Here is an 18,179-nt window from a genome sequence, read left to right as displayed (position 1 = left end):
AATGGCAAAGCACTTGGAAATTCAGCCCTCGCAGTTGCGTTTTCAGGAATTTATTTTTCGGGTACTGGTGAATTTAATCAACTCATCAGTTTTGCACCTGCGGCTCTAATCCTAGTTGCTTTGTTATTGAACATCTACCCGCTTTTTTCTATCGCAATAATTTTATTTTTTATCAGTTTACTAGTTGCGATCTCGGCGGGTTTAAAGTCATCGGTTACTTCAATTGATATGATTTTTCTGGTGAGTTTGATTTTCTTTAGTAGCTCGGCAGTATTCTTCAGTTACAAAATACGGCAAGCCAGTTTTGCAAAAACTCGCACCTAACAAATAATAGTCGACGCGCAAACAGCGCGCGCGTCATATTCGAAGCGTTATATGGTGCGAATAAACAACGAATAAACAAGACACCCATTCTTAAAGTTTCAAATTTCATGCACTTACTATTCATTGCTGTGGGGATTCCTCAGGCTTTAACCTATCAGTTCGCCTAGCATTGACTTTTAGCTGCTAATTCAACTGCGCCGATTGAAACCCATAGGTTGTTAAAGAGTTAGTTATCATGGATGTCCATGCATGTATGTTCTGATTTTTGTTGGTTAAATAAACTCTTGCAATGAAGATATTTACATTTTAAAATCTATGTAAAATAAAAATAGATGACACTAAAATGACAACATTCCTGTATAAATTATTGTTATGCCTTTCTTTGATTTTCGTTTTCGCGTCAGAATGTTTGGCGGATGTCACTGAACAAGAAATTCAGGTTTACCAAGATGCGCAAGCGACTTTGGTAGATAAAACTATTTCACCTATGATCACTAAGCTTATGGAAAAGGATGATATTGCCGGTGTAGCGGTGGTTATTGTGAAGGATGGAAAGGTACTGTTTAAGCATGGCTACGGTTTTGCAGATGTGACTGCACAGACCCCAGTTGATCCAGACACGAGTCTTTTTCATATCGGTTCAGTCACAAAGTTATTTACTGCAACTGCCGCAATGCAACTCTATGAACAAGGTAAATTGGATCTGAGTGTTAGTGTCAATGAATATTTAACCAATATGAAGGTAGAAGAGCCTTTTGGGCGCTCTATTACAATGGCCGATCTTCTAACCCATCGGGGAGGTTTGCGGTACAAACTTCTTGGAACTGTCACACCTTTTGGACAGGTATCATCTCCGCTCGGAGAACATCTTCCAGAAGTGTTACCCAGTGCCGCACGCACCCCAGGGTTTGTTAGTATTTACTCGGATTATGGCATTGCGCTAGAGGGCAGAGTGATTGAAGAGATATCAGGTGAAAGTTACCAAGACTATGTTGAAAATCATATTTTCAAGCCTCTTGAAATGAAAAATTCTGGAACAATTCTTACACCGGAAAGGTCTCTTAAAATGGCAATGCCCGGTGCATCGATAGAAGGTACGTTCCCACCAGAAGAATTCAATTACAGCAACTTTGCGCCAGCTACCGAGGTTCATGCTAGCGTTACAGATATGGCAAAATTTATGCTCATGCAGCTGGGTCATGAAGGGGGTAGTACCGTTCAAATCTTAAAACCTAAGACTCGAGAGCTTATGCAGTCGCGTCAATACAGCCCACACTCTTCTGCTTTTGGTTGGGGATATGGATTCAGAGAAGATAAAATTAACGGTCATCTTACGGTCGGTCATGATGGCTCTTGGTTCAATCATTTAGGAAAACTGACATTAGTGCCCGAACAAGACTTAGGTATTTATGTTGTGATGAATCAACGAAGTAAAGCCATCATGCATAATACTACCCAAGCAGTCATTGATATATTTTTGCCGCAAGTTGAAAACCTATTACCGACCGGAAATGAACAACCCACATCAACACCATTGACACAGTTTTCTGGCACATATTTACGCGGTCAGTTTGATGCAACCGAGGTAGAGAAGTTAAAGCTACTCGCTGAGCAACACAAAATATTTGATGTGACTGTCGATGGAAATGCCCTCATTATCAAAGGACAACGTTACTATGAAATGGAGCCTAATTTCTTTTTAAGCGAAGACGGCCACACCAATGCCGTATTTGTGCGTGACCCGTATAACAACGACCTCTACATTACATTTAATGGTAGCTCGGGACATATTCGTGTCAGCTGGTTTCAAAAGCTATCTTCTCAGTTGATTTTCTCGCTGTTGGCATTATTTGGATTAGTGTTGGCTACCTTCATACAAATGAGGAAAGGGTCACATCCACGTTCACTGAAAACCATTAATTTTGTATTTCTTACTACGAGTGTTGTTTTTATCCCTGTCGTTTTTGCCATCATGCTACAGGGGCAGGCAATTGGGCTGCACATTGCTACGCCATTATGGGTTGAAGCGGTATTCAACATTCCATGGTTTCTAGTTGCTTGTCTATTACTCAGTATCACACTCACATTTAAATACCGTGCACAGACAAACCTCATTGTTCAGCTATGTTTTGTTGTTAGTGCCATAATTTATCTTGCTGTTATGGCAAACTGGAATTTGCTGTAGCTAAAAATTGAAAATAAGGGGGCTATAATTCTATCTATGCAATGTCAGTTAGACTGACATTGTATAGCCTCGGCCTTAACTCTCGAAAGTAAATATCAATGGATGGATATAAATGTCGAGTTTTTACTCGTATCGAGACCAGCGTTAATGTTTTGATTTATTTTTGTCTTAATAATAAGCTGACTCTGTCTCGCTAATACGGGCTTGAGGCCCAGTTAACTATTCGAGTTTTATGCTTGAGGTCACATGCAATGTTCTTAAGTGGTAACGGTCTCTTAATTGAGGATCCAACCAATGTTGTTCCATTCCAAATGCAGCGCAAGCTCTAATTAAACAATGGCCGTTTCTGGCATGATTCGGAGTACTGCTGGATAAAGTGAATGGGTTGTAGCAAAGTCTTAGCGTCAAAACCTGATATTGAGATGTTTAAAGATTGACTTACAATATTGCCATAAATGCTTGTTTTTGAAATTTCCCCAGTGTGGCTTACGATGTGTTTAAATAATAGTTGTGGGCCGTGATCTCAAATAATCCTTTAAACTCGCCTACAAAATGACATTGGCTTATACCCACTAAATTAGGTTGGTACATCAATGACACATTTTCTTTTGAATAAGCACTAAGAATTCTTTGGCGAGTTACAGTTTTTGTTTCGAGCTCGACTTGCAATCAATGCAAAAGGGCAACGATAAATGACGAGCTATCAAGTTAACCATGACGCTATACATCAAGGTTTCAAATAATGGTCTAGAACCATTATTTTCTAAGTCTTGAAATAGCATCCTAAGCTGTGAGGCAGTGGCTATATCTCCAACCATGGATTGATTGAATTATCGCGCAGCGCATTTCCGTTGGCTCATATCGCCAGTGATCAAGCCAACCATCAGAGGTGGTAGACTGCCTTGTGTGTAAATCATCTGTTTTCACAAAATAATTTGGAACCTCGCCCAGCAAAATGTTCAACGGCACTTCGATAAAACCACTGAGCACCTTTATCAACTTCAACTATGGTGTAACCTGCGTGTACATGCTTAGCGAAATATTGTGTGCGGATGTTTATTGACACTTTGTTTACCTTTCTCATCGCTGATGAAAAAAGTAAACAAAGTGTCGATCTCTTGGACTTTATGTGAGTAAGCACTGGCATCAAGAATTTCAAACATTAAGGGTATTAGTTTTTTTAAATACCGGTGACATTGAATACGCCAATTTAAGTTGTGACAGGTGTCACACATGGTTTCTAATAATGTGTCTACTATACGTAAATGGGCAGTTCGAGCTGCTTTAATGCAAGTGAGTTTTCTTGCTCTTTCTAATGCTACATGAACGTAACAGCTTATGTCGTCATAACTTTCATTGTTATTATTGCCATAACGCACCGCCAATTCTAAAGAATAGAAAACAAAAGAGTATTGTGAAGACATAATTGAAACTAAATGGTAATTGTTATTATTTAGATTAGATCTGATTGGAAATCATGTCAAGGCTAATTCAATAGGTAAGAAAAACATTAGTATGACTACAGGTATTAACGTCACATAATTAGAACTGCCTTGTGACGTTTGATTGTTCAAGCCACTGTCAAACAGTGCTTTGAACAAAACCATCTAGACCTCAGTTTACTGTGCTAAATACTCCTAGCATATATCACACACGCTAGGAAAAATTTAATTGCTTTTTTGCAAAGAACGTTTAGAAGAAAAGCTACTTAAGTGTTTGATTCCTTGACTAAGTAGGCTTGTATCAACGGGGCTAAATACTTCTTCATTGCTTTGTAAGTTGAAAATACGCACGTTACCATTGTTCATTATTTCGATTCTTTCTGTGGTTGTGAGTAGTAATACTTTACTGCCTTCAGTGCTCACGATATAGCGTCGTTTATTAGTGTTGGTTAAATCACTTCCTGTGCTATACGCACTAGCGTTTGCTGTGCAGCCGAGCAAATTCAAAACTGTTGGTGCTAAATCTTCATGACTAGACATGAGTTTGTTTACATTTATATTACTAAACAATTGGCTGGGCAAACCCTCTGACTGGCTTAAGTCAGCAATTAATATTTGATATTGGCTTTGGACTTCTGGTGTCAATAATTGTGACAATCTATCACTATTGATAAAGCCTATCGCCAAATTACTATCGATATCTTGAAGTTTGCTAGTAAACTCACTCCAATTATTAACGAATTGATTAAACCTAGTGGGCAGATCTTGTTCTGAATATACGCTGATATTTAACCCCATAGATGCGGGTAAACTTAGAAGTATCGGGTCATAGGCGCTTAGCGCGTTATGATATAACTCTGGAAGGCCGTATAAAACAGTATTGATGCTGCTTTGAAGATTAGATTGCAATCCATAATGGTTGCCCAACGACGAAATACCAGACACAGTGTCGAGTATCTTGCCATCAATTATGCCAAGTAAAAGTACTTTTTGTTCATTTTGAACCGAACAATATACGGGAGCTGTAGGGTAATTGATGCCATTAATAGTTTGATCGAACTGTAACGCTTTTCGCTGTTGGTAATCTTCTAGGTCTAATAAGCTATAACGTGACATCAAGGTTTTTGCTGTAGCTGGATAAGATAAGGGAAACATATTGTCTTGTTTGACTATAGGTTGATACAACTTAGCGTCAGCCCAAACATGTAAACCGTGACTGACAACAAAGCAAGCAACAAAAAAACTACTAATTGGTAGGCCTAGCTTTCGTTTTTGGAGTTTTTTAATACGTTGCCATAGCGCATTAGCAACGATTAATTGAAACGAAAACCACACGATAAAGAGTAACGTTAAAAAGCCCCATTGCTGCCATCCAAAATCAGACATCACGGTTTGCGCCTCGTCACGGATTAAATCCGCAGAGTTAATGCTTAAGTGCACTCCAAGTTTATTATACAATAAAGCATCAAATGCAAGCAGAGCAAGGCCTGAGGCGGCAACAATGGAACTAATTATTTTAACTGCTTTTGCGTTAGATAATAAATAACACAGTGGTAAAATTAAGATTACGAAGCCAAAAAAGGTTAAAAAACCAATATGACTGATCCAATTAGTGAATAAATAAAGGTTACCTATTGCCGTTGCAGGAGCTGGAGAGTTTAAAATGTAGATAGCCGCAATAATAATGGCTATCACTATATTTTGCAGCGCAAACCAGTGGCCCCAAGTAACTAATCGGGTAACTAATTTACGACGAGGTGTTTCAGCTAAAATCATAGGCTTGTTTTACCTTTAACTTTTTTATTTTCCATTGATACTTTTTAGCAGCACTTGTGTAAACTGTTCGGCCATTTGTTCGCGCTGGTTGTCGCCAACTTGCTGTTGGAAAATATTGGTGATGAGGTTGCCTAACACCATAAGAGAAAGATCTCTGTTTGTTTGATGTTTTTCTAACGCAACAATAATGTCATGCATGATCGCTTCAAATTGGCTGTCAGAATATTTGGATTGTTGTGGCATACGGATAGGCTCGGATATTTTACTTGTATAATTAGGGCGATAGTAACAATGGTCCACTAAAATTGCTATCAACCAACTGTAACTGAACGAATTTAATTACTTTGAGGAAAAAATGTGAGTGCGTTAATTCACCATTTTGTTGTACATCAATTGGCTGTAAATCAACAGCAAGAGCTAACTCTTATTCCCAGAAACAGCTGTTTTGATGTTAGCCCGGAAATTGAAAACTTGGCACAGCAAATTAATCATGCATTTAACACTAAACCAGGAAAAGGGGTAGGTGGTTTCGTTACAGAGAATGCTGAAATTGTCAGTGTAAGTAAAGAATCTGATGACGAAGAAGAAAAAGTATTTACGCCACACTCAGTTCCCTTTAAAAGCTTGCTGCAGGATATGTTGGAAGAGACCAACAGTTTTGTCGATTTTAGTCTTCAGGCAAGTGAGTTATTAAAGAAATCTCTGATAGACACTGGCACCTTAGAAACGGGTTTTGTGGTGTTTAGTCATTATCAATTTTTAGCTACAGACTATTTGATGATTGCGATTATTAATACTAAGCAACATGTTGAAATAAATCGTGAACTAGAGTTGACCAGTAGTGATCATTTAGATCTTAGTAAGATGCAATTAGCAGTAAGAATAGATTTAACACAACTGTCTGTGTCTGCTGAACAGCAAAGGTATATCAGCTTTATTAAAGGTAGAATGGGTCGCAAAGTGTCTGATTTCTTTATGCATTTTATTGGTTGTGAGGAGTTGGTCGATATAAAGCAGCAAAATAAACAACTTCTCACTACTGTTGATGCTTTTTTGGCTGCCGAACAACTCGATCCAGAAGAAAAGCATCAAGCTCGAGATACAGTGTCTGAGTATTACAAACAGAAACTTGAGCAGGGTGAAGATATTCAAATACAAGAGTTAGCAGCTAAATTACCAAGTGACCATGTCAGTTTTGAAGCATTTAATCAACAAGCTGAAATACCTGTTGAAGAGCAATTTCAAGCTGACCGAAGTGCCCTTAAAACGTTGGCGAAATTCAGTGGTCAAGGTGGCGGTGTGTCATTGAGTTTTGAGCGAAAGTTGTTAGGTGACCGTGTCAGTTACGATGCAGGCTCTGACACTTTGATGATCCGGGGAATTCCACCTAATTTAAAGGACCAGCTTTTAAAATCACAAAGTTGATTCTTGAGCAATAGGTAGATAGTCAAATCAGAATATTAGGTTTGATAGATTAGTTTTTAAGTATGTAAAGTAAATAAGGTAACGATACTTTTTTATGCAATTATTTGTGAATGATTTAACTGTGATGGATTTTTCTTATTTATGCCCAAAGCGCGGAATGGTAGGGGAAAGCTGGATCGTTGACGTGATCTTAAACGGTGATTTAAATGAAGAAAGCATGGTGTTGGATTTTGGTAAAGTCAAAAAACAACTTAAGTATCTGATAGATGAATACATAGATCATAAATTGTTAGTGCCTGTTGAACATGAGTTTAGCTCTGTTCAGCAGAATGAAAAGACAGATAGAGTGAAGGTTGATTTTATGCGACCTAACAATAAATCTATTCACCTTAACTGCCCAGCAGAAGCTTATGCTTTTGTGTATTCGACTGAAGTTACAATGCCTTCGGTGAGTGATTACCTCAAAGATGTTATTGCCACTCACTTACCAGAAAACGTGGCAGGAATAGAGCTTAATTTGCGAGCAGAGATAATTAACACCCCTTATTATCATTACACCCACGGTTTAAAAAAACATGATGGAAATTGTCAACGTATTGCCCACGGTCACCGTTCCAAAGTAGTGGTATTTGACAATCAGATAGAAAGCATAAAGTGGCAAGAGTATTGGGCTGAACGGTGGTGCGATATTTATATTGGATCTACTGAAGACATAGTAGAGCCTAATCAAACAGCTTTTGAATTAGAAGAAGGTAATTTTAAACAACATCATGTGTTTGCCTATGAAGCATCTCAAGGAAGATTTGAGTTAGCCATTCCAAAAACAGAATCTGAAATGTTAGATACAGACACAACTGTAGAATGCTTGGCGCAATTCATGGCTGATGAACATAAGCGATTAGTACCAAATGGTGACTTTAAAGTGTTGGCTTATGAAGGTGTAGGTAAAGGAGCCATTGCTTTTGCTTAGATTGGGATTGTGTATCGCTTTTTTATTTAGTGCTTTCAATGTATTAGCTAGTGACCTTGAGCTAAAAGGGGTCTTAACCCAAGGAACCCTGATTCGTGGGCTGTTGCCTGCAGGTAGTCAAATTTGGCTAAATGGTAAGCCAATTAAGGTTTCAAAAACTGGGCTATTTGTGTTTGGTTTTGGCCGTGACGCAGCACTTGAGCACCAAATAAAATGGCAAGATAGAAACGGTGCTCAACATATCAAAACTATTACACTGAGCAAGCGTATTTACAAAGAGCAACGAATTGAAGGAGTGGCGAGTAAGTACGTTAGTCCATCAAAAGAGGTTTATGCGCGTATCAGAAAAGATAATCAGCAGATAGCTAGTGCTAGATCGAATCATGCTGATAGATTAGATTTCACCCAAGACTTTATATGGCCAGCCGAAGGCCCTGTCAGCGGGGTATACGGTAGTCGTCGAGTGTTTAACGGAACACCTAAAAGGCCGCACTTTGGTTTGGATGTAGCTGGCCCTACAGGAACTCCTGTTTATGCTCCTGCTGACGGGGTTATAACCTTGTTTGAGCCTGATATGTATTATTCAGGTGGCACTATGATTATCGACCATGGGTATGGTGTGACTTCAACTTTTTTACATTTAAGCAAAGGGCTTGTGATTGCAGGTACGAAAGTAAAACAGGGAGATTTAGTGGCCGAAATTGGGGCAACGGGAAGAGTAACTGGAGCCCATTTAGATTGGCGCATCAATTGGTTTAGTGAAAGACTAGACCCAGCATTATTAGTACCAAAACGCTAGTTTTTGAAATACCCCCTCTGAGATTTACTAACTAGCAGAGGGAGTATCCGGTGTAGATTACCCTTTCTTTTCTAAACCAAGTAATGAGTCTAGAGATAGCCTACCGGGTCCCATACTCAATATTGTCATGAGTGCTACAAACCACCAAACTGCAGGGTTCCACCAATGATCCCAACTAGGAAATACAGCTAGTTGAATAAACAAGGTCATACCAATTAAACCAGCTGCCCCCACTCGAGCAAATATTCCTAGGGCTAGTAACACTGGAAATATAATTTCTGCCACTCCAGCTCCTACCGCTAGTGCTTCGATAAACGTTATAATTGATGAGCCTTCTACGTAATCTAAGGTTTCTGCGTCACACAATAATAACGCGCCTTCACGGATTGGGTCGGGGCAAAAAAACTCGTATAAAAACAAGTCATATTTTTCTGGATTAAAACTAAGAAACCCATTCCATTTGGTCATTCCTGATGAAAAAAATACGTTTGCTACAAGTAGCCTCGCAATTAGAAGCGTTATATCTGTCAAATACAGACTTAACTTTGTAGTTACGTTACTGTAAAGGCTAAGTAAAACATTCATGTGTGTTCTCTTTAAGTTATTAAGTTATTAAGTAGAAGTTGACTAAAGGTATTGCTTATATCTATTTCGTCACTTTGCATGGCTATTTCAGCTGACTCTCCCAAGGTTTTGCCTTCATAGATACTAAGAATAAATAGTGCTTCGGATGCAGCAAGTACTCTGTGTAATATTTTTCCAGAATCTCTCCATAATAGAACTGTTTCGGGTTTGAATTCTATAGCCATCTGTTCACTAATATCGCTGTCTCGCAGTTGTGACCAAAGAGTTGTAATTGCCGATGATACATTTACTAATTGCACGCTTGGGTGCAAAGATAAAGATTTATTTTCTATATCGACTATGAGTGATTCGATACCTGCTTCATCAAGTGGTACTTTTTCAAGTGAAAAATAGGCGTGATGCCACGCCCTATCTAGTTGGCATATATCCCAAACATAGCTTAAATCGGGATGCTCTTGTTTGAGAGTATCTCGAACATATTCTGGAAAGTCCTCTCCAAACTCGCTAAGAACTGGGTTAGTAGGTGGGTTAGAAATTGAAAATTCACGTGCAAGAGTTTTAAAGAAGTCTACCCCTAATAGCTTCTCACAGCTTGGGTATTTCCTTGTTAGTCCGTCTATGCAGCCGCTAATAAACGTATTGCGATAGACTGCTAAACGGCCTTGGTTTTCAGCTCCTGTAAGGTGAGATGCTATGGCTTCAAAGTGACCGGTTTTCACATATTCTATAAAAGCAGCATGGAATTTACTCATATTAGACAATCTTCTTAATTGAATTAATTAGATGTTGAGCTTGATTTCTCTCTGCTAACAGCGCTTCAAATGTAGGTAAGTTGCCATCTCGTTCTATAAGCACTGGCTTTGGACCGGTATGTGAAAGTAGCGCTTCTAATAGTTCCCAGACACCTTTTGATACATCACTGTCATGGGAGTCTATTAATAGTCCTTGCTCGTTAGGATCTGTAGAGTGACCTGCAATATGTATTTCACCAATTGCGTCAGAGTTTAATCCTTGAATATAGCTATGGGGATCGATTCCTGTATTGTTTGCGCTAATGAAAAGGTTATTGATGTCTAATAAAATTCCACAGCCTGTAATATCTACCAAAGACATCATGAATTCACTCTCGGGCATGTCTGACTTAAAGCTCAGATAGTTTGCTGGGTTCTCTATTAATATTGGGCGTTGCAGCGCGTTTTGGAGTTGCATGATATTTTTTGCGGTACTGTCGATGGAGTCTTTTGTTATTGGCGTGGGCATTAGGTTTCCCAAATAATTACTTTGGGTACCTGACCAAGCAATATGTTCTGAAAACACTGCTGCTGGAATTAAGTTGAGTAAACTGACTAGTCTACTTAAATGTTCTTGACTAATTGGATCTGGACCTCCTAAGGATGCCCCTACGCCATGAATACTAATAGGAAAATGACTCGATATTTCTTGAAGTTGTTCTAGTCTTGGTCCACCTTGAATTAAATAGTTTTCTGCATGTACTTCAAACCACAGGTTAGCATCAAGATTGGTATGAACTGAATCGAAATATTCAGGTTTTAATGACATGCCCGCACTGGCGGGCAAGTTTGTTAGCGTTTGCATTGCTCTTAGCGTTAACTAAGCAATTGGCTTTTTAGAAGCCGGACCTTCGGGAGTCACGATAAATTCACATGATCCCTTTGGAGAGTAGGTCCAAGCATTTTTTTGAAAATCTACAGTGGATGTACCTTCACAACTTGTTCCTGCACCAGCTTTACAATCATTCTCGCCGGCTAATGCTATGCCGTAACACTTATCTTTACGACCACGTAATCTTTTGCCTTCTTTCCATTCTTGGATTGCAACCTTAACATTTTCAGGTGTTGCTTCACTTAGAGTTAATTGATCATTTGGTTTGGCAGTTGCCATTTGAGATGCTGCAATAGTACAACCAACTAATAAGGCGGTTTTAATAGAGTTTGAATTTTTCATAAAGTTTTAATCCTGCTAATAGTTATTTAAAAGAAACGGACAAACAACGGTTCAATGTAGCCCATTATGTAAAACTAAGACCTACTCTTCTCTCAATAAATTTCAAAATTTATAGACACATAGTTAAGTGCAACTGTAAAAATGTCTTTATTGATGCCTAAATATAACTGATTTAGGGTTATTAGAAAGTAGACAATAGGTGTAATTTTTTACTATACAAAAAGTGTAGAAACATCAATAACCAACTTAATTTATGGAATTTGATTACTAACATAAGTGTAAATACCTGATTAATTAGTAAAAGCTTAAATTTTATACTCGCGTTTTAAAGTAACTTCTGTATAATTCGCGCCCTGCCCAGTTGCCCCCGCTTTGGGAAAGCGGATGAATCATACGACTCGAAGGGGTCAAGGTATTGATTTTTAGCGGTTTTATGTAGCAGTCGGTAGTAATATATCGAGCATAAAGCCAAGTAACGATTATTTATATATTTCGGGTAATTTTAAAATGAAAACTTTTGTTGCAAAGCCAGAAACGGTAAAACGTGAATGGTATGTGGTTGACGCCGCAGACAAAACTCTTGGTCGTATAGCGACTGAGATTGCTAGCCGCTTGCGCGGTAAGCATAAGCCAGAGTACACTCCTCATGTGGACACTGGTGATTATATAGTTGTGATCAACGCAGAGAAAGTAACTGTTACTGGCAATAAAGCTAAGGGCAAAATTTACTATTCTCATACTGGTTATCCAGGTGGCCTTAAAGATACTACTTTCGAGAAGTTGCAAGCCCACAAACCAGAGATGATCATTGAAAAAGCGGTTAAAGGTATGTTGCCTAAAGGTCCACTTGGACGCGATATGTTCCGCAAATTAAAAGTCTACGCTGGTGCTGAGCATAAACATGCTGCTCAACAACCTCAAGTTTTAGACCTGTAAGGAGCATTACACATGGCAGATAATCAATATTACGGCACTGGCCGACGCAAAAGCTCTACCGCTCGTGTTTTTCTTCGTGCAGGTAGTGGCAACATTGTAGTAAACAAACGTCCTCTTGATGAGTTCTTTGGTCGTGAGACTGCACGTATGATCGTGCGTCAACCGCTAGAATTAGTTGAAATGACAGAGAAATTTGACTTATACGTTACCGTTGCTGGTGGTGGTATTAGTGGTCAAGCTGGTGCAATTCGTCACGGCATAACACGTGCTTTGATGGAATTTGACGAAACACTTCGTCCGGCATTACGAAAAGCGGGCTTTGTTACCCGTGATGCTCGTAAAGTTGAACGTAAGAAAGTTGGTCTTCATAAAGCACGTAAGCGTCCACAATTCTCAAAACGTTAATTGTCAGACAAAAATTCTTTACAAAAAGAATTTATCAAAAACCCGGCTTTTGTCGGGTTTTTTTATGCCTTATTTTTACCCAAAAGTGTTAAGTGTCAGTATTTCTTCATTTTATTAACGATTTCCTTGTCTTTTATGTGGTTTTTCTTTTATCATTTTCTGTTAATAATGAAACCTTTGTATTTCCTGTCACTTCTGTGTGTTTTGACGCCGCTGATAGGTTAATATTTGTCAATCCAACCCTCGGAGATTAGTGGATGAGCAATGTATCTTTAGATGCGCATGATTCGTCTGAAACCGAAAACCAACCCGATAGTAGTAATAGACGTCGTTTTTTGACTGTTGCAACTTCTGTTGTAGGTGGTGTCGGAGTAGTCGGTGTAGCAGTGCCTTTTATAGGATCCTGGAACCCTAGTGTAAAAGCGAGAGCTGCTGGGGCTGATGTTGAAGCCGATATTAGTAAAATTGAACCCGGACAGCTTATTAGGGTTATATGGAGAAGTAAACCCGTTTGGATTGCTCGCAGAACCCCCGAGTTATTGGCATCTTTGGCTGCCCATGATGATAAGTTAAAAGATCCGAATTCAGAACAAGAGCAACAACCCGAGTTTGCTAAAAACCCATATCGTTCACTGAAAGAAGAGTACTTAGTGCTAGTGGGTATTTGTACACACTTAGGCTGTTCTCCGCAGCATTTAAAAGATGGGGCCTTTGCTGAATATGTTGAAGGGGTACAAGAAGGGTTTTTCTGTCCATGTCATGGTTCTAAGTTTGACATGGCTGGGCGTGTATTTGATAACGTGCCGGCTCCTTTGAATTTAGTTGTTCCTCCTTACATGTTCATTGATGACAATACCCTATTAATTGGTTCTGAAGAGGGGGCAGTATAATATGTGGAAAAATTTAATGGATTGGGTTGAGTATCGTCTCCCAATAATGCGCGTAGCAAATATGCATGCTATCCAATATCCTGCTCCTAGAAATATGAACTTTTGGTATATGTTCGGTTTTTTAGCAACTATTGTATTAGTAAACCAAATAGTAACGGGTATATGGCTTACGATGAGCTTTACGCCAACCGCAGAAGAAGCTTTTGCGTCAGTTGAATATATCATGCGTGATGTTGAATATGGTTACATATTACGCTACATGCACAGTACTGGAGCTTCTGCGTTCTTCATCGTAGTTTACCTGCACATGTTTAGAGGTATGATCTACGGTTCTTACCAAAAACCACGGGAACTATTGTGGTTGTTTGGGATGTTTATTTACTTAGCACTTATGGCTGAAGCATTCATGGGCTATGTTCTCCCTTGGGGGCAAATGTCTTATTGGGGTGCCCAAGTAATTGTATCTTTATTCAGTGCAATTCCCGTTATTGGCCCAGATTTAGTTATTTGGATCCAAGGTGACTATGTTATCTCCGGTGCTACGCTGAATAGGTTCTTTGCATTACATGTCATTGCACTACCTTTAGTTATCGTTATCTTAGTGTTCTTACACATAGTTGCATTACATGAAGTTGGTTCAAATAACCCTGATGGAACGAATGTCAAACGCAAAAAAGGTTCATTATCAGAAGAAGAAAAGACTAAGTTCAAAATTCATGAGTACTACACAAGTAAGTACGATATTGTAGATGATATAGTGCCTTTCTTCCCACACATAGTGTTGAAAGACTTAGTTGGCTTTAGTGTATTCTTAATTCTCTTCTGCTACGTAATGTTCTTTAATCCTGAGATGGGGGGATATTTCTTAGAGCATCCTAATTTCGAGATTGCTAACCCTCTGAAAACGCCAGAGCATATTTTCCCTGTATGGTATTTCACACCTTTCTACGCGATATTGAAAGCTGTGCCCCATAAATTGGGTGGTGTAATCTGTATGTTTGCTGCCATTGTAATGTTGGCATTATTGCCATGGATAGACAGAGGTAAAGTTAAATCATGGCGTTATCGTTGTGGCCTACATAGATGGAACCTTATTGTTTTTGCTATTGTGTTTATTTTCTTAGGGTACTTAGGTGGTACACCTCAAGAGAATTGGAAAATCGTAGCATCTCAGATAGCAACTATCATGTATTTTGGTTTCTTCGCTTTATTGTTCATTTACAGTAAAAATGAACGTACCAAACCAGTACCAGAGAGGATCACAGAATGAAGAAGATAGTATTTGTATTGTCTTTATTGATATCGTTTGGGACCTTAGCTGCTGGCGGTGGAGCTCACTTAGATAAAGCAGAATATGATTTAACAGACAAGGCGTCGTTGCAAAACGGTGCTAAATTATTTATGAATTACTGTCTAGGTTGTCACCAAACTCAATATCAAAGATATCAGCGTACATTTGAAGATTTAGCGATTCCACTGGATTTGGGGCAAGAATACTTGCAATTTACTGGTGAAAAGCCAGGGGAGCATATCAAAAATGCGATGCCCTCTGAATCTGGAGCTAAGTGGTTTGGGGCTCCCCCTCCTGATTTAACTTTGGTCGCTCGAGTACGTGGTGCTGATTGGATCTATACCTATTTACGGACCTTTTACGTTGATGAAAGTCGTCCATTTGGGGTTAATAATTTGGTTTTTCCAGAAGTAGGAATGCCCCATGTGTTACAAGAGCTTCAAGGCGTGCCGCGTATAGCTACCGAAGAAGCTTTAGTTGATGGTGAGATGGTCGAGCGTCATGTGGGAATTAAGACAGATGGCAGCGGTGAACTTAACACCGCTGAGTATGATGCTGCAGTGTTAGACTTAGTTAATTACCTCGTTTACACAGGTGAGCCTTCACGTTTAGAATCAGAAAGTATTGGGCGATGGGTAATAATATTCTTATTGGTACTCTTTGTATTAATTTACTTACTGAAGAAAGAATACTGGAGAGATGTGCATTAATTCCTCACATCTTATGAGTTAAAATAGTGTATAATTCGCAAAATTTTGAAAGGGGCTAAGTGCCCCTTTCTTTTCTGCTATTGTATCATTCTCTAGTTTAGAGTGTTCAAGTGGTCGAATAGTTATAGATATGCAGCGATGCATTCGCATTTAGGAGAGAGTTAAATGGCAGTTGCCACTAATAAACGTTCAATTATGACGTTATTTTCAGATACGTTAGATATATATAGCCACCAAGCTCGTATTGTATTAGCAGAGAAAGGTGTTGGTGTAGAGATTTCTTATACCGATCCAACTAATCTGTCAGAAGATCTACTTGAGCTGAATCCTTATGGCACTGTGCCTACTTTGGTTGACCGTGAATTGGTTTTATATAACTCTCATATCATCATGGAGTATTTAGATGAGCGTTTCCCTCATCCTCCATTAATGCCAGTATACCCAGTATCAAGAGGCCAAAGCCGATTAACTATGCACAGAATCCAAAATGATTGGTATGTGTTGGTTGAGCAAATATTAGCGAATAAAGGCGATGTAGACACCGCTCGTCATGAGCTTCGTGAAGCGTTGTTAGCACTTGCGCCTTTATTCGCAGAAACGCCATTTTTTATGAGTGAAGAGTTTAGCCTTGTCGATTGTTACTTAGCTCCTTTGTTGTGGCGTTTGCCCGCATTAGGTATTGAACTTACTGGGGCTGGTAGTAAAGATGTGCGTGCTTATATGAATCGAATTTTTGATAGAGCTTCCTTCAAGGCATCATTAACCGATCAAGAACGTGAAATTCATAAACCTCTTTAAAGGGGCGATTTGTTTATGACTGCTAATCAACCTTATTTGTTACGAGCCTTCTATGAATGGATTGTTGATAATAATCTTACTCCTTATATCGTAGTTGATGCTCATTATCCCGGTGCTCAAGTGCCACAAGAATTTGTGCAAGATGGACAAATTGTGTTGAATGTATCGCCTGCTTCTACAGGGAAGTTACATTTAGGATTAGAAGAGGTTTGCTTTGAGGCTCGTTTTGGTGGGGTGCCGCGAAATCTTGTTATACCGTGTCCTGCTGTTTTAGCCATTTATGCTAAAGAAAATGGCGCAGGTACTGTATTTACAGTTGAAGATAGTACGCCAACAAAGGATAAAGAGGAGCTTGACGTAAAAGAGGCTCCTCCTCAGCCTAAAAAAGGTAAACCAACCTTAACCGTAGTAAAATAAACAGATATAAAAAAAGCGCCAAGGGCGCTTTTTTTATATCTGTTTATTGAAGCTTTTATAAATATTCAAACACCTTAACGACCTGCTTTACACCTGATATATTTCTTGTGATATCGGTGGCAATTTCAGCCTCTTCTTGGGTTGAAAGCCCCATCAAGAATACTTCGCTGTTTTCGACTTCAATTTCAACATGTAACCCGTCTATACGTTTATCAGCAAGGAGTTTGGCTTTTACTTTAGATGCAAGCCATGTGTCGTTTGCAATAGTGCTGGCAGATATTGGCGTACCAAGTCTGATTTGGTTATGTATTTTTTTAATGTTCTTTATAGGGGTCACAAGTTGTTGAGCTTTCTGTATCAACATTTGTGTTGGGGCTTGACCAACTAATAAAACACTGCCATTGAATACTTGGACCACTATACCTGTTTGTTCCGCTATTTCTGTGTTGTCTGCTAACGTAGTTGATACCCTTCCTGCAAGTGTTCTATCGTCAACTTGCGTGCCTAAGGTTCGCCTATCATGTGCTACGGACGCCATTCCAACACCAGCGCCTATTATAAGTCCTGCACAGCTTTGCATCAAAAGGCTAAGTAAAATGACAACAGCAAGTCTGTTTGTTTGATTTTTGTTCATCGTTCTTCGTCCTGTTGACTATTCTGGAAACAGAGCATTATCTATGCTCTCACATAAGCTATGTACAACTAGGTAATGGACCTCTTGTATTCTAGCCACTCGATTAGAAGGGACTCTAATTTCTACATCATTTTGTCCCAATAAGCCTGCCATCTGCCCGCCATCTTTGCCGGTAAGGGCAATTATGGTCATATCCCTACTTAGCGCTGCTTCCATTGCTTTAATGACATTTTGAGAGTTACCACTTGTTGAAATTACAACTAGGATATCTCCCTTTTGGCCTAAAGCTCTTACTTGCTTTGAATAAACTTCATCAAATTCATAATCGTTAGCAATAGAAGATAAAATTGCTCCATCGGATGTTAAAGGGACCGCAGGTAAGCTTGGTCTGTCTCTTTCAAATTTATTCAGTAACAGTGAACAGAAATGTTGGGCGCTTACAGATGAGCCACCATTACCACAACACAACACTTTGTTATCGTTAATGAGGGCATTGACGATCATGTAAGCTCCGTTGGCAATATGCTCAGGCAGCAATTCTATGGAGGCTATTTTTGTCTGAATACTTTCAGTAAAACTTGCCTTTATTTCTTCTAGCATGACACTCCTGTTGATAATTTTTAAACT

General features: G+C 39.1%; 21 protein-coding genes. 12 read left to right on the top strand and 9 right to left on the bottom strand.

Translation table 11 applies throughout. The annotated features are described in order from the left end of the window. Together ABJD71_RS18610 and ABJD71_RS18605 are read left to right on the top strand one after the other, a co-directional pair. A partial coding sequence (locus tag ABJD71_RS18610; RefSeq protein WP_348173125.1) for a hypothetical protein occupies positions 1-324 on the top strand: 324 nt, incomplete at its 5' end. Between the two features lie 343 nt (positions 325-667). Next, positions 668-2,509, top strand: coding sequence for a serine hydrolase domain-containing protein (locus tag ABJD71_RS18605; RefSeq protein WP_348173122.1), 1,842 nt, complete (start codon positions 668-670; stop codon positions 2,507-2,509). Between the two features lie 1,031 nt (positions 2,510-3,540). Here the strand turns inward: ABJD71_RS18605 and ABJD71_RS18600 are convergent. The 3 genes from ABJD71_RS18600 to ABJD71_RS18590 form a co-directional block, all read right to left on the bottom strand. Next, entirely contained in the window at positions 3,541-3,933 is a 393-nt protein-coding gene (locus tag ABJD71_RS18600; RefSeq protein WP_348173119.1) for a hypothetical protein, read from the bottom strand. Positions 3,934-4,176: 243 nt separating this feature from the next. Then, entirely contained in the window at positions 4,177-5,727 is a 1,551-nt protein-coding gene (locus ABJD71_RS18595) for a DUF3413 domain-containing protein (protein ID WP_348173116.1), read from the bottom strand. A gap of 24 nt (positions 5,728-5,751) precedes the next feature. Then, the gene (locus ABJD71_RS18590) at positions 5,752-5,970 is read right to left on the bottom strand and encodes a DUF1414 domain-containing protein (protein WP_348173134.1); all 219 of its coding nucleotides are present in this window, start codon (positions 5,968-5,970) and stop codon (positions 5,752-5,754) included. 114 nt (positions 5,971-6,084) lie between these two features. Between ABJD71_RS18590 and yejK the strand changes: the two genes are divergently transcribed. From yejK to ABJD71_RS18575, 3 genes are all read left to right on the top strand, one after another. Beyond that, positions 6,085-7,152: a nucleoid-associated protein YejK gene (gene yejK / locus ABJD71_RS18585; protein WP_348173113.1), complete on the top strand. Its 1,068-nt coding sequence runs from the start codon at positions 6,085-6,087 to the stop codon at positions 7,150-7,152. A 94-nt stretch (positions 7,153-7,246) separates the two neighbouring features. Beyond that, a complete protein-coding gene (locus ABJD71_RS18580; protein WP_348173110.1) occupies positions 7,247-8,122 on the top strand; it encodes a 6-carboxytetrahydropterin synthase in 876 nt (291 codons plus the stop codon). A 1-nt stretch (position 8,123) separates the two neighbouring features. Beyond that, positions 8,124-8,921, top strand: coding sequence for a M23 family metallopeptidase (locus ABJD71_RS18575; RefSeq protein WP_348173131.1), 798 nt, complete (start codon positions 8,124-8,126; stop codon positions 8,919-8,921). 57 nt (positions 8,922-8,978) lie between these two features. Here ABJD71_RS18575 and ABJD71_RS18570 read toward each other — a convergent pair whose 3' ends face one another. From ABJD71_RS18570 to ABJD71_RS18555, 4 genes are read right to left on the bottom strand one after another with little or no spacing between them, the layout of a single operon-like run. Further along, positions 8,979-9,506 (bottom strand): DoxX family protein, encoded by a 528-nt coding sequence (locus ABJD71_RS18570; RefSeq protein ID WP_348173107.1) that lies wholly within the window; start codon positions 9,504-9,506, stop codon positions 8,979-8,981. An 11-nt stretch (positions 9,507-9,517) separates the two neighbouring features. Continuing rightward, positions 9,518-10,258, bottom strand: coding sequence for a DNA-binding domain-containing protein (locus tag ABJD71_RS18565; protein WP_348173104.1), 741 nt, complete (start codon positions 10,256-10,258; stop codon positions 9,518-9,520). Position 10,259: 1 nt separating this feature from the next. Further along, the gene (locus tag ABJD71_RS18560) at positions 10,260-11,102 is read right to left on the bottom strand and encodes a DUF692 domain-containing protein (protein WP_348173101.1); all 843 of its coding nucleotides are present in this window, start codon (positions 11,100-11,102) and stop codon (positions 10,260-10,262) included. 15 nt (positions 11,103-11,117) lie between these two features. Then, positions 11,118-11,471 carry a DUF2282 domain-containing protein gene (locus tag ABJD71_RS18555; RefSeq protein ID WP_348173098.1) on the bottom strand — a complete coding sequence of 118 codons (354 nt, stop codon included), beginning with the start codon at positions 11,469-11,471 and terminating at the stop codon, positions 11,118-11,120. 507 nt (positions 11,472-11,978) lie between these two features. Between ABJD71_RS18555 and rplM the strand changes: the two genes are divergently transcribed. From rplM to ABJD71_RS18520, 7 genes are all read left to right on the top strand, one after another. Then, positions 11,979-12,407: a 50S ribosomal protein L13 gene (gene rplM / locus ABJD71_RS18550; RefSeq protein WP_348173095.1), complete on the top strand. Its 429-nt coding sequence runs from the start codon at positions 11,979-11,981 to the stop codon at positions 12,405-12,407. 12 nt (positions 12,408-12,419) lie between these two features. Continuing rightward, entirely contained in the window at positions 12,420-12,812 is a 393-nt protein-coding gene (gene rpsI / locus ABJD71_RS18545) for a 30S ribosomal protein S9 (RefSeq protein WP_133471128.1), read from the top strand. A 257-nt stretch (positions 12,813-13,069) separates the two neighbouring features. Further along, positions 13,070-13,702 carry a ubiquinol-cytochrome c reductase iron-sulfur subunit gene (petA, locus tag ABJD71_RS18540; protein WP_348173092.1) on the top strand — a complete coding sequence of 211 codons (633 nt, stop codon included), beginning with the start codon at positions 13,070-13,072 and terminating at the stop codon, positions 13,700-13,702. Position 13,703: 1 nt separating this feature from the next. Then, positions 13,704-14,972 carry a cytochrome b N-terminal domain-containing protein gene (locus tag ABJD71_RS18535; protein WP_348173089.1) on the top strand — a complete coding sequence of 423 codons (1,269 nt, stop codon included), beginning with the start codon at positions 13,704-13,706 and terminating at the stop codon, positions 14,970-14,972. Further along, entirely contained in the window at positions 14,969-15,703 is a 735-nt protein-coding gene (locus ABJD71_RS18530; protein ID WP_348173086.1) for a cytochrome c1, read from the top strand. Before ABJD71_RS18535 ends, ABJD71_RS18530 begins: the two co-directional genes overlap by 4 nt. A 165-nt stretch (positions 15,704-15,868) precedes the next feature. Beyond that, positions 15,869-16,501 (top strand): stringent starvation protein SspA, encoded by a 633-nt coding sequence (gene sspA, locus ABJD71_RS18525; protein WP_348173083.1) that lies wholly within the window; start codon positions 15,869-15,871, stop codon positions 16,499-16,501. A 15-nt stretch (positions 16,502-16,516) separates the two neighbouring features. Then, positions 16,517-16,918: a ClpXP protease specificity-enhancing factor gene (locus ABJD71_RS18520; protein WP_348173080.1), complete on the top strand. Its 402-nt coding sequence runs from the start codon at positions 16,517-16,519 to the stop codon at positions 16,916-16,918. Positions 16,919-16,973: 55 nt separating this feature from the next. Here the strand turns inward: ABJD71_RS18520 and ABJD71_RS18515 are convergent, their stop codons facing one another. After that, positions 16,974-17,552 carry a BON domain-containing protein gene (locus tag ABJD71_RS18515; RefSeq protein WP_348173077.1) on the bottom strand — a complete coding sequence of 193 codons (579 nt, stop codon included), beginning with the start codon at positions 17,550-17,552 and terminating at the stop codon, positions 16,974-16,976. An 18-nt stretch (positions 17,553-17,570) separates the two neighbouring features. After that, positions 17,571-18,152 carry a phosphoheptose isomerase gene (locus tag ABJD71_RS18510; RefSeq protein WP_348173074.1) on the bottom strand — a complete coding sequence of 194 codons (582 nt, stop codon included), beginning with the start codon at positions 18,150-18,152 and terminating at the stop codon, positions 17,571-17,573. Between the last annotated feature and the right edge of the window lie 27 nt (positions 18,153-18,179).

Origin of the sequence: Paraglaciecola sp., from assembly GCF_039943935.1 — a bacterium.
GTDB lineage: Bacteria > Pseudomonadota > Gammaproteobacteria > Enterobacterales > Alteromonadaceae > Paraglaciecola.
This window is presented reverse-complemented; position numbering and strand designations above follow the sequence as displayed.

Bases quoted from the DNA above. Each gene is read 5' to 3' on its own strand.
- ABJD71_RS18510 (WP_348173074.1), bottom strand. From the start codon at position 18,152: ATGCTAGAAGAAATAAAGGCAAGTTTTACTGAAAGTATTCAGACAAAA.
- ABJD71_RS18560 (WP_348173101.1), bottom strand. From the start codon at position 11,102: ATGCAAACGCTAACAAACTTGCCCGCCAGTGCGGGCATGTCATTAAAA.
- ABJD71_RS18590 (WP_348173134.1), bottom strand. From the start codon at position 5,970: ATGCCACAACAATCCAAATATTCTGACAGCCAATTTGAAGCGATCATG.
- ABJD71_RS18530 (WP_348173086.1), top strand. From the start codon at position 14,969: ATGAAGAAGATAGTATTTGTATTGTCTTTATTGATATCGTTTGGGACC.
- ABJD71_RS18535 (WP_348173089.1), top strand. From the start codon at position 13,704: ATGTGGAAAAATTTAATGGATTGGGTTGAGTATCGTCTCCCAATAATG.
- rpsI (WP_133471128.1), top strand. From the start codon at position 12,420: ATGGCAGATAATCAATATTACGGCACTGGCCGACGCAAAAGCTCTACC.
- ABJD71_RS18555 (WP_348173098.1), bottom strand. From the start codon at position 11,471: ATGAAAAATTCAAACTCTATTAAAACCGCCTTATTAGTTGGTTGTACT.
- ABJD71_RS18520 (WP_348173080.1), top strand. From the start codon at position 16,517: ATGACTGCTAATCAACCTTATTTGTTACGAGCCTTCTATGAATGGATT.
- sspA (WP_348173083.1), top strand. From the start codon at position 15,869: ATGGCAGTTGCCACTAATAAACGTTCAATTATGACGTTATTTTCAGAT.
- petA (WP_348173092.1), top strand. From the start codon at position 13,070: ATGAGCAATGTATCTTTAGATGCGCATGATTCGTCTGAAACCGAAAAC.
- ABJD71_RS18515 (WP_348173077.1), bottom strand. From the start codon at position 17,552: ATGAACAAAAATCAAACAAACAGACTTGCTGTTGTCATTTTACTTAGC.
- ABJD71_RS18605 (WP_348173122.1), top strand. From the start codon at position 668: ATGACAACATTCCTGTATAAATTATTGTTATGCCTTTCTTTGATTTTC.
- ABJD71_RS18565 (WP_348173104.1), bottom strand. From the start codon at position 10,258: ATGAGTAAATTCCATGCTGCTTTTATAGAATATGTGAAAACCGGTCAC.
- ABJD71_RS18580 (WP_348173110.1), top strand. From the start codon at position 7,247: ATGCAATTATTTGTGAATGATTTAACTGTGATGGATTTTTCTTATTTA.
- ABJD71_RS18595 (WP_348173116.1), bottom strand. From the start codon at position 5,727: ATGATTTTAGCTGAAACACCTCGTCGTAAATTAGTTACCCGATTAGTT.
- ABJD71_RS18600 (WP_348173119.1), bottom strand. From the start codon at position 3,933: ATGTCTTCACAATACTCTTTTGTTTTCTATTCTTTAGAATTGGCGGTG.
- rplM (WP_348173095.1), top strand. From the start codon at position 11,979: ATGAAAACTTTTGTTGCAAAGCCAGAAACGGTAAAACGTGAATGGTAT.
- ABJD71_RS18570 (WP_348173107.1), bottom strand. From the start codon at position 9,506: ATGAATGTTTTACTTAGCCTTTACAGTAACGTAACTACAAAGTTAAGT.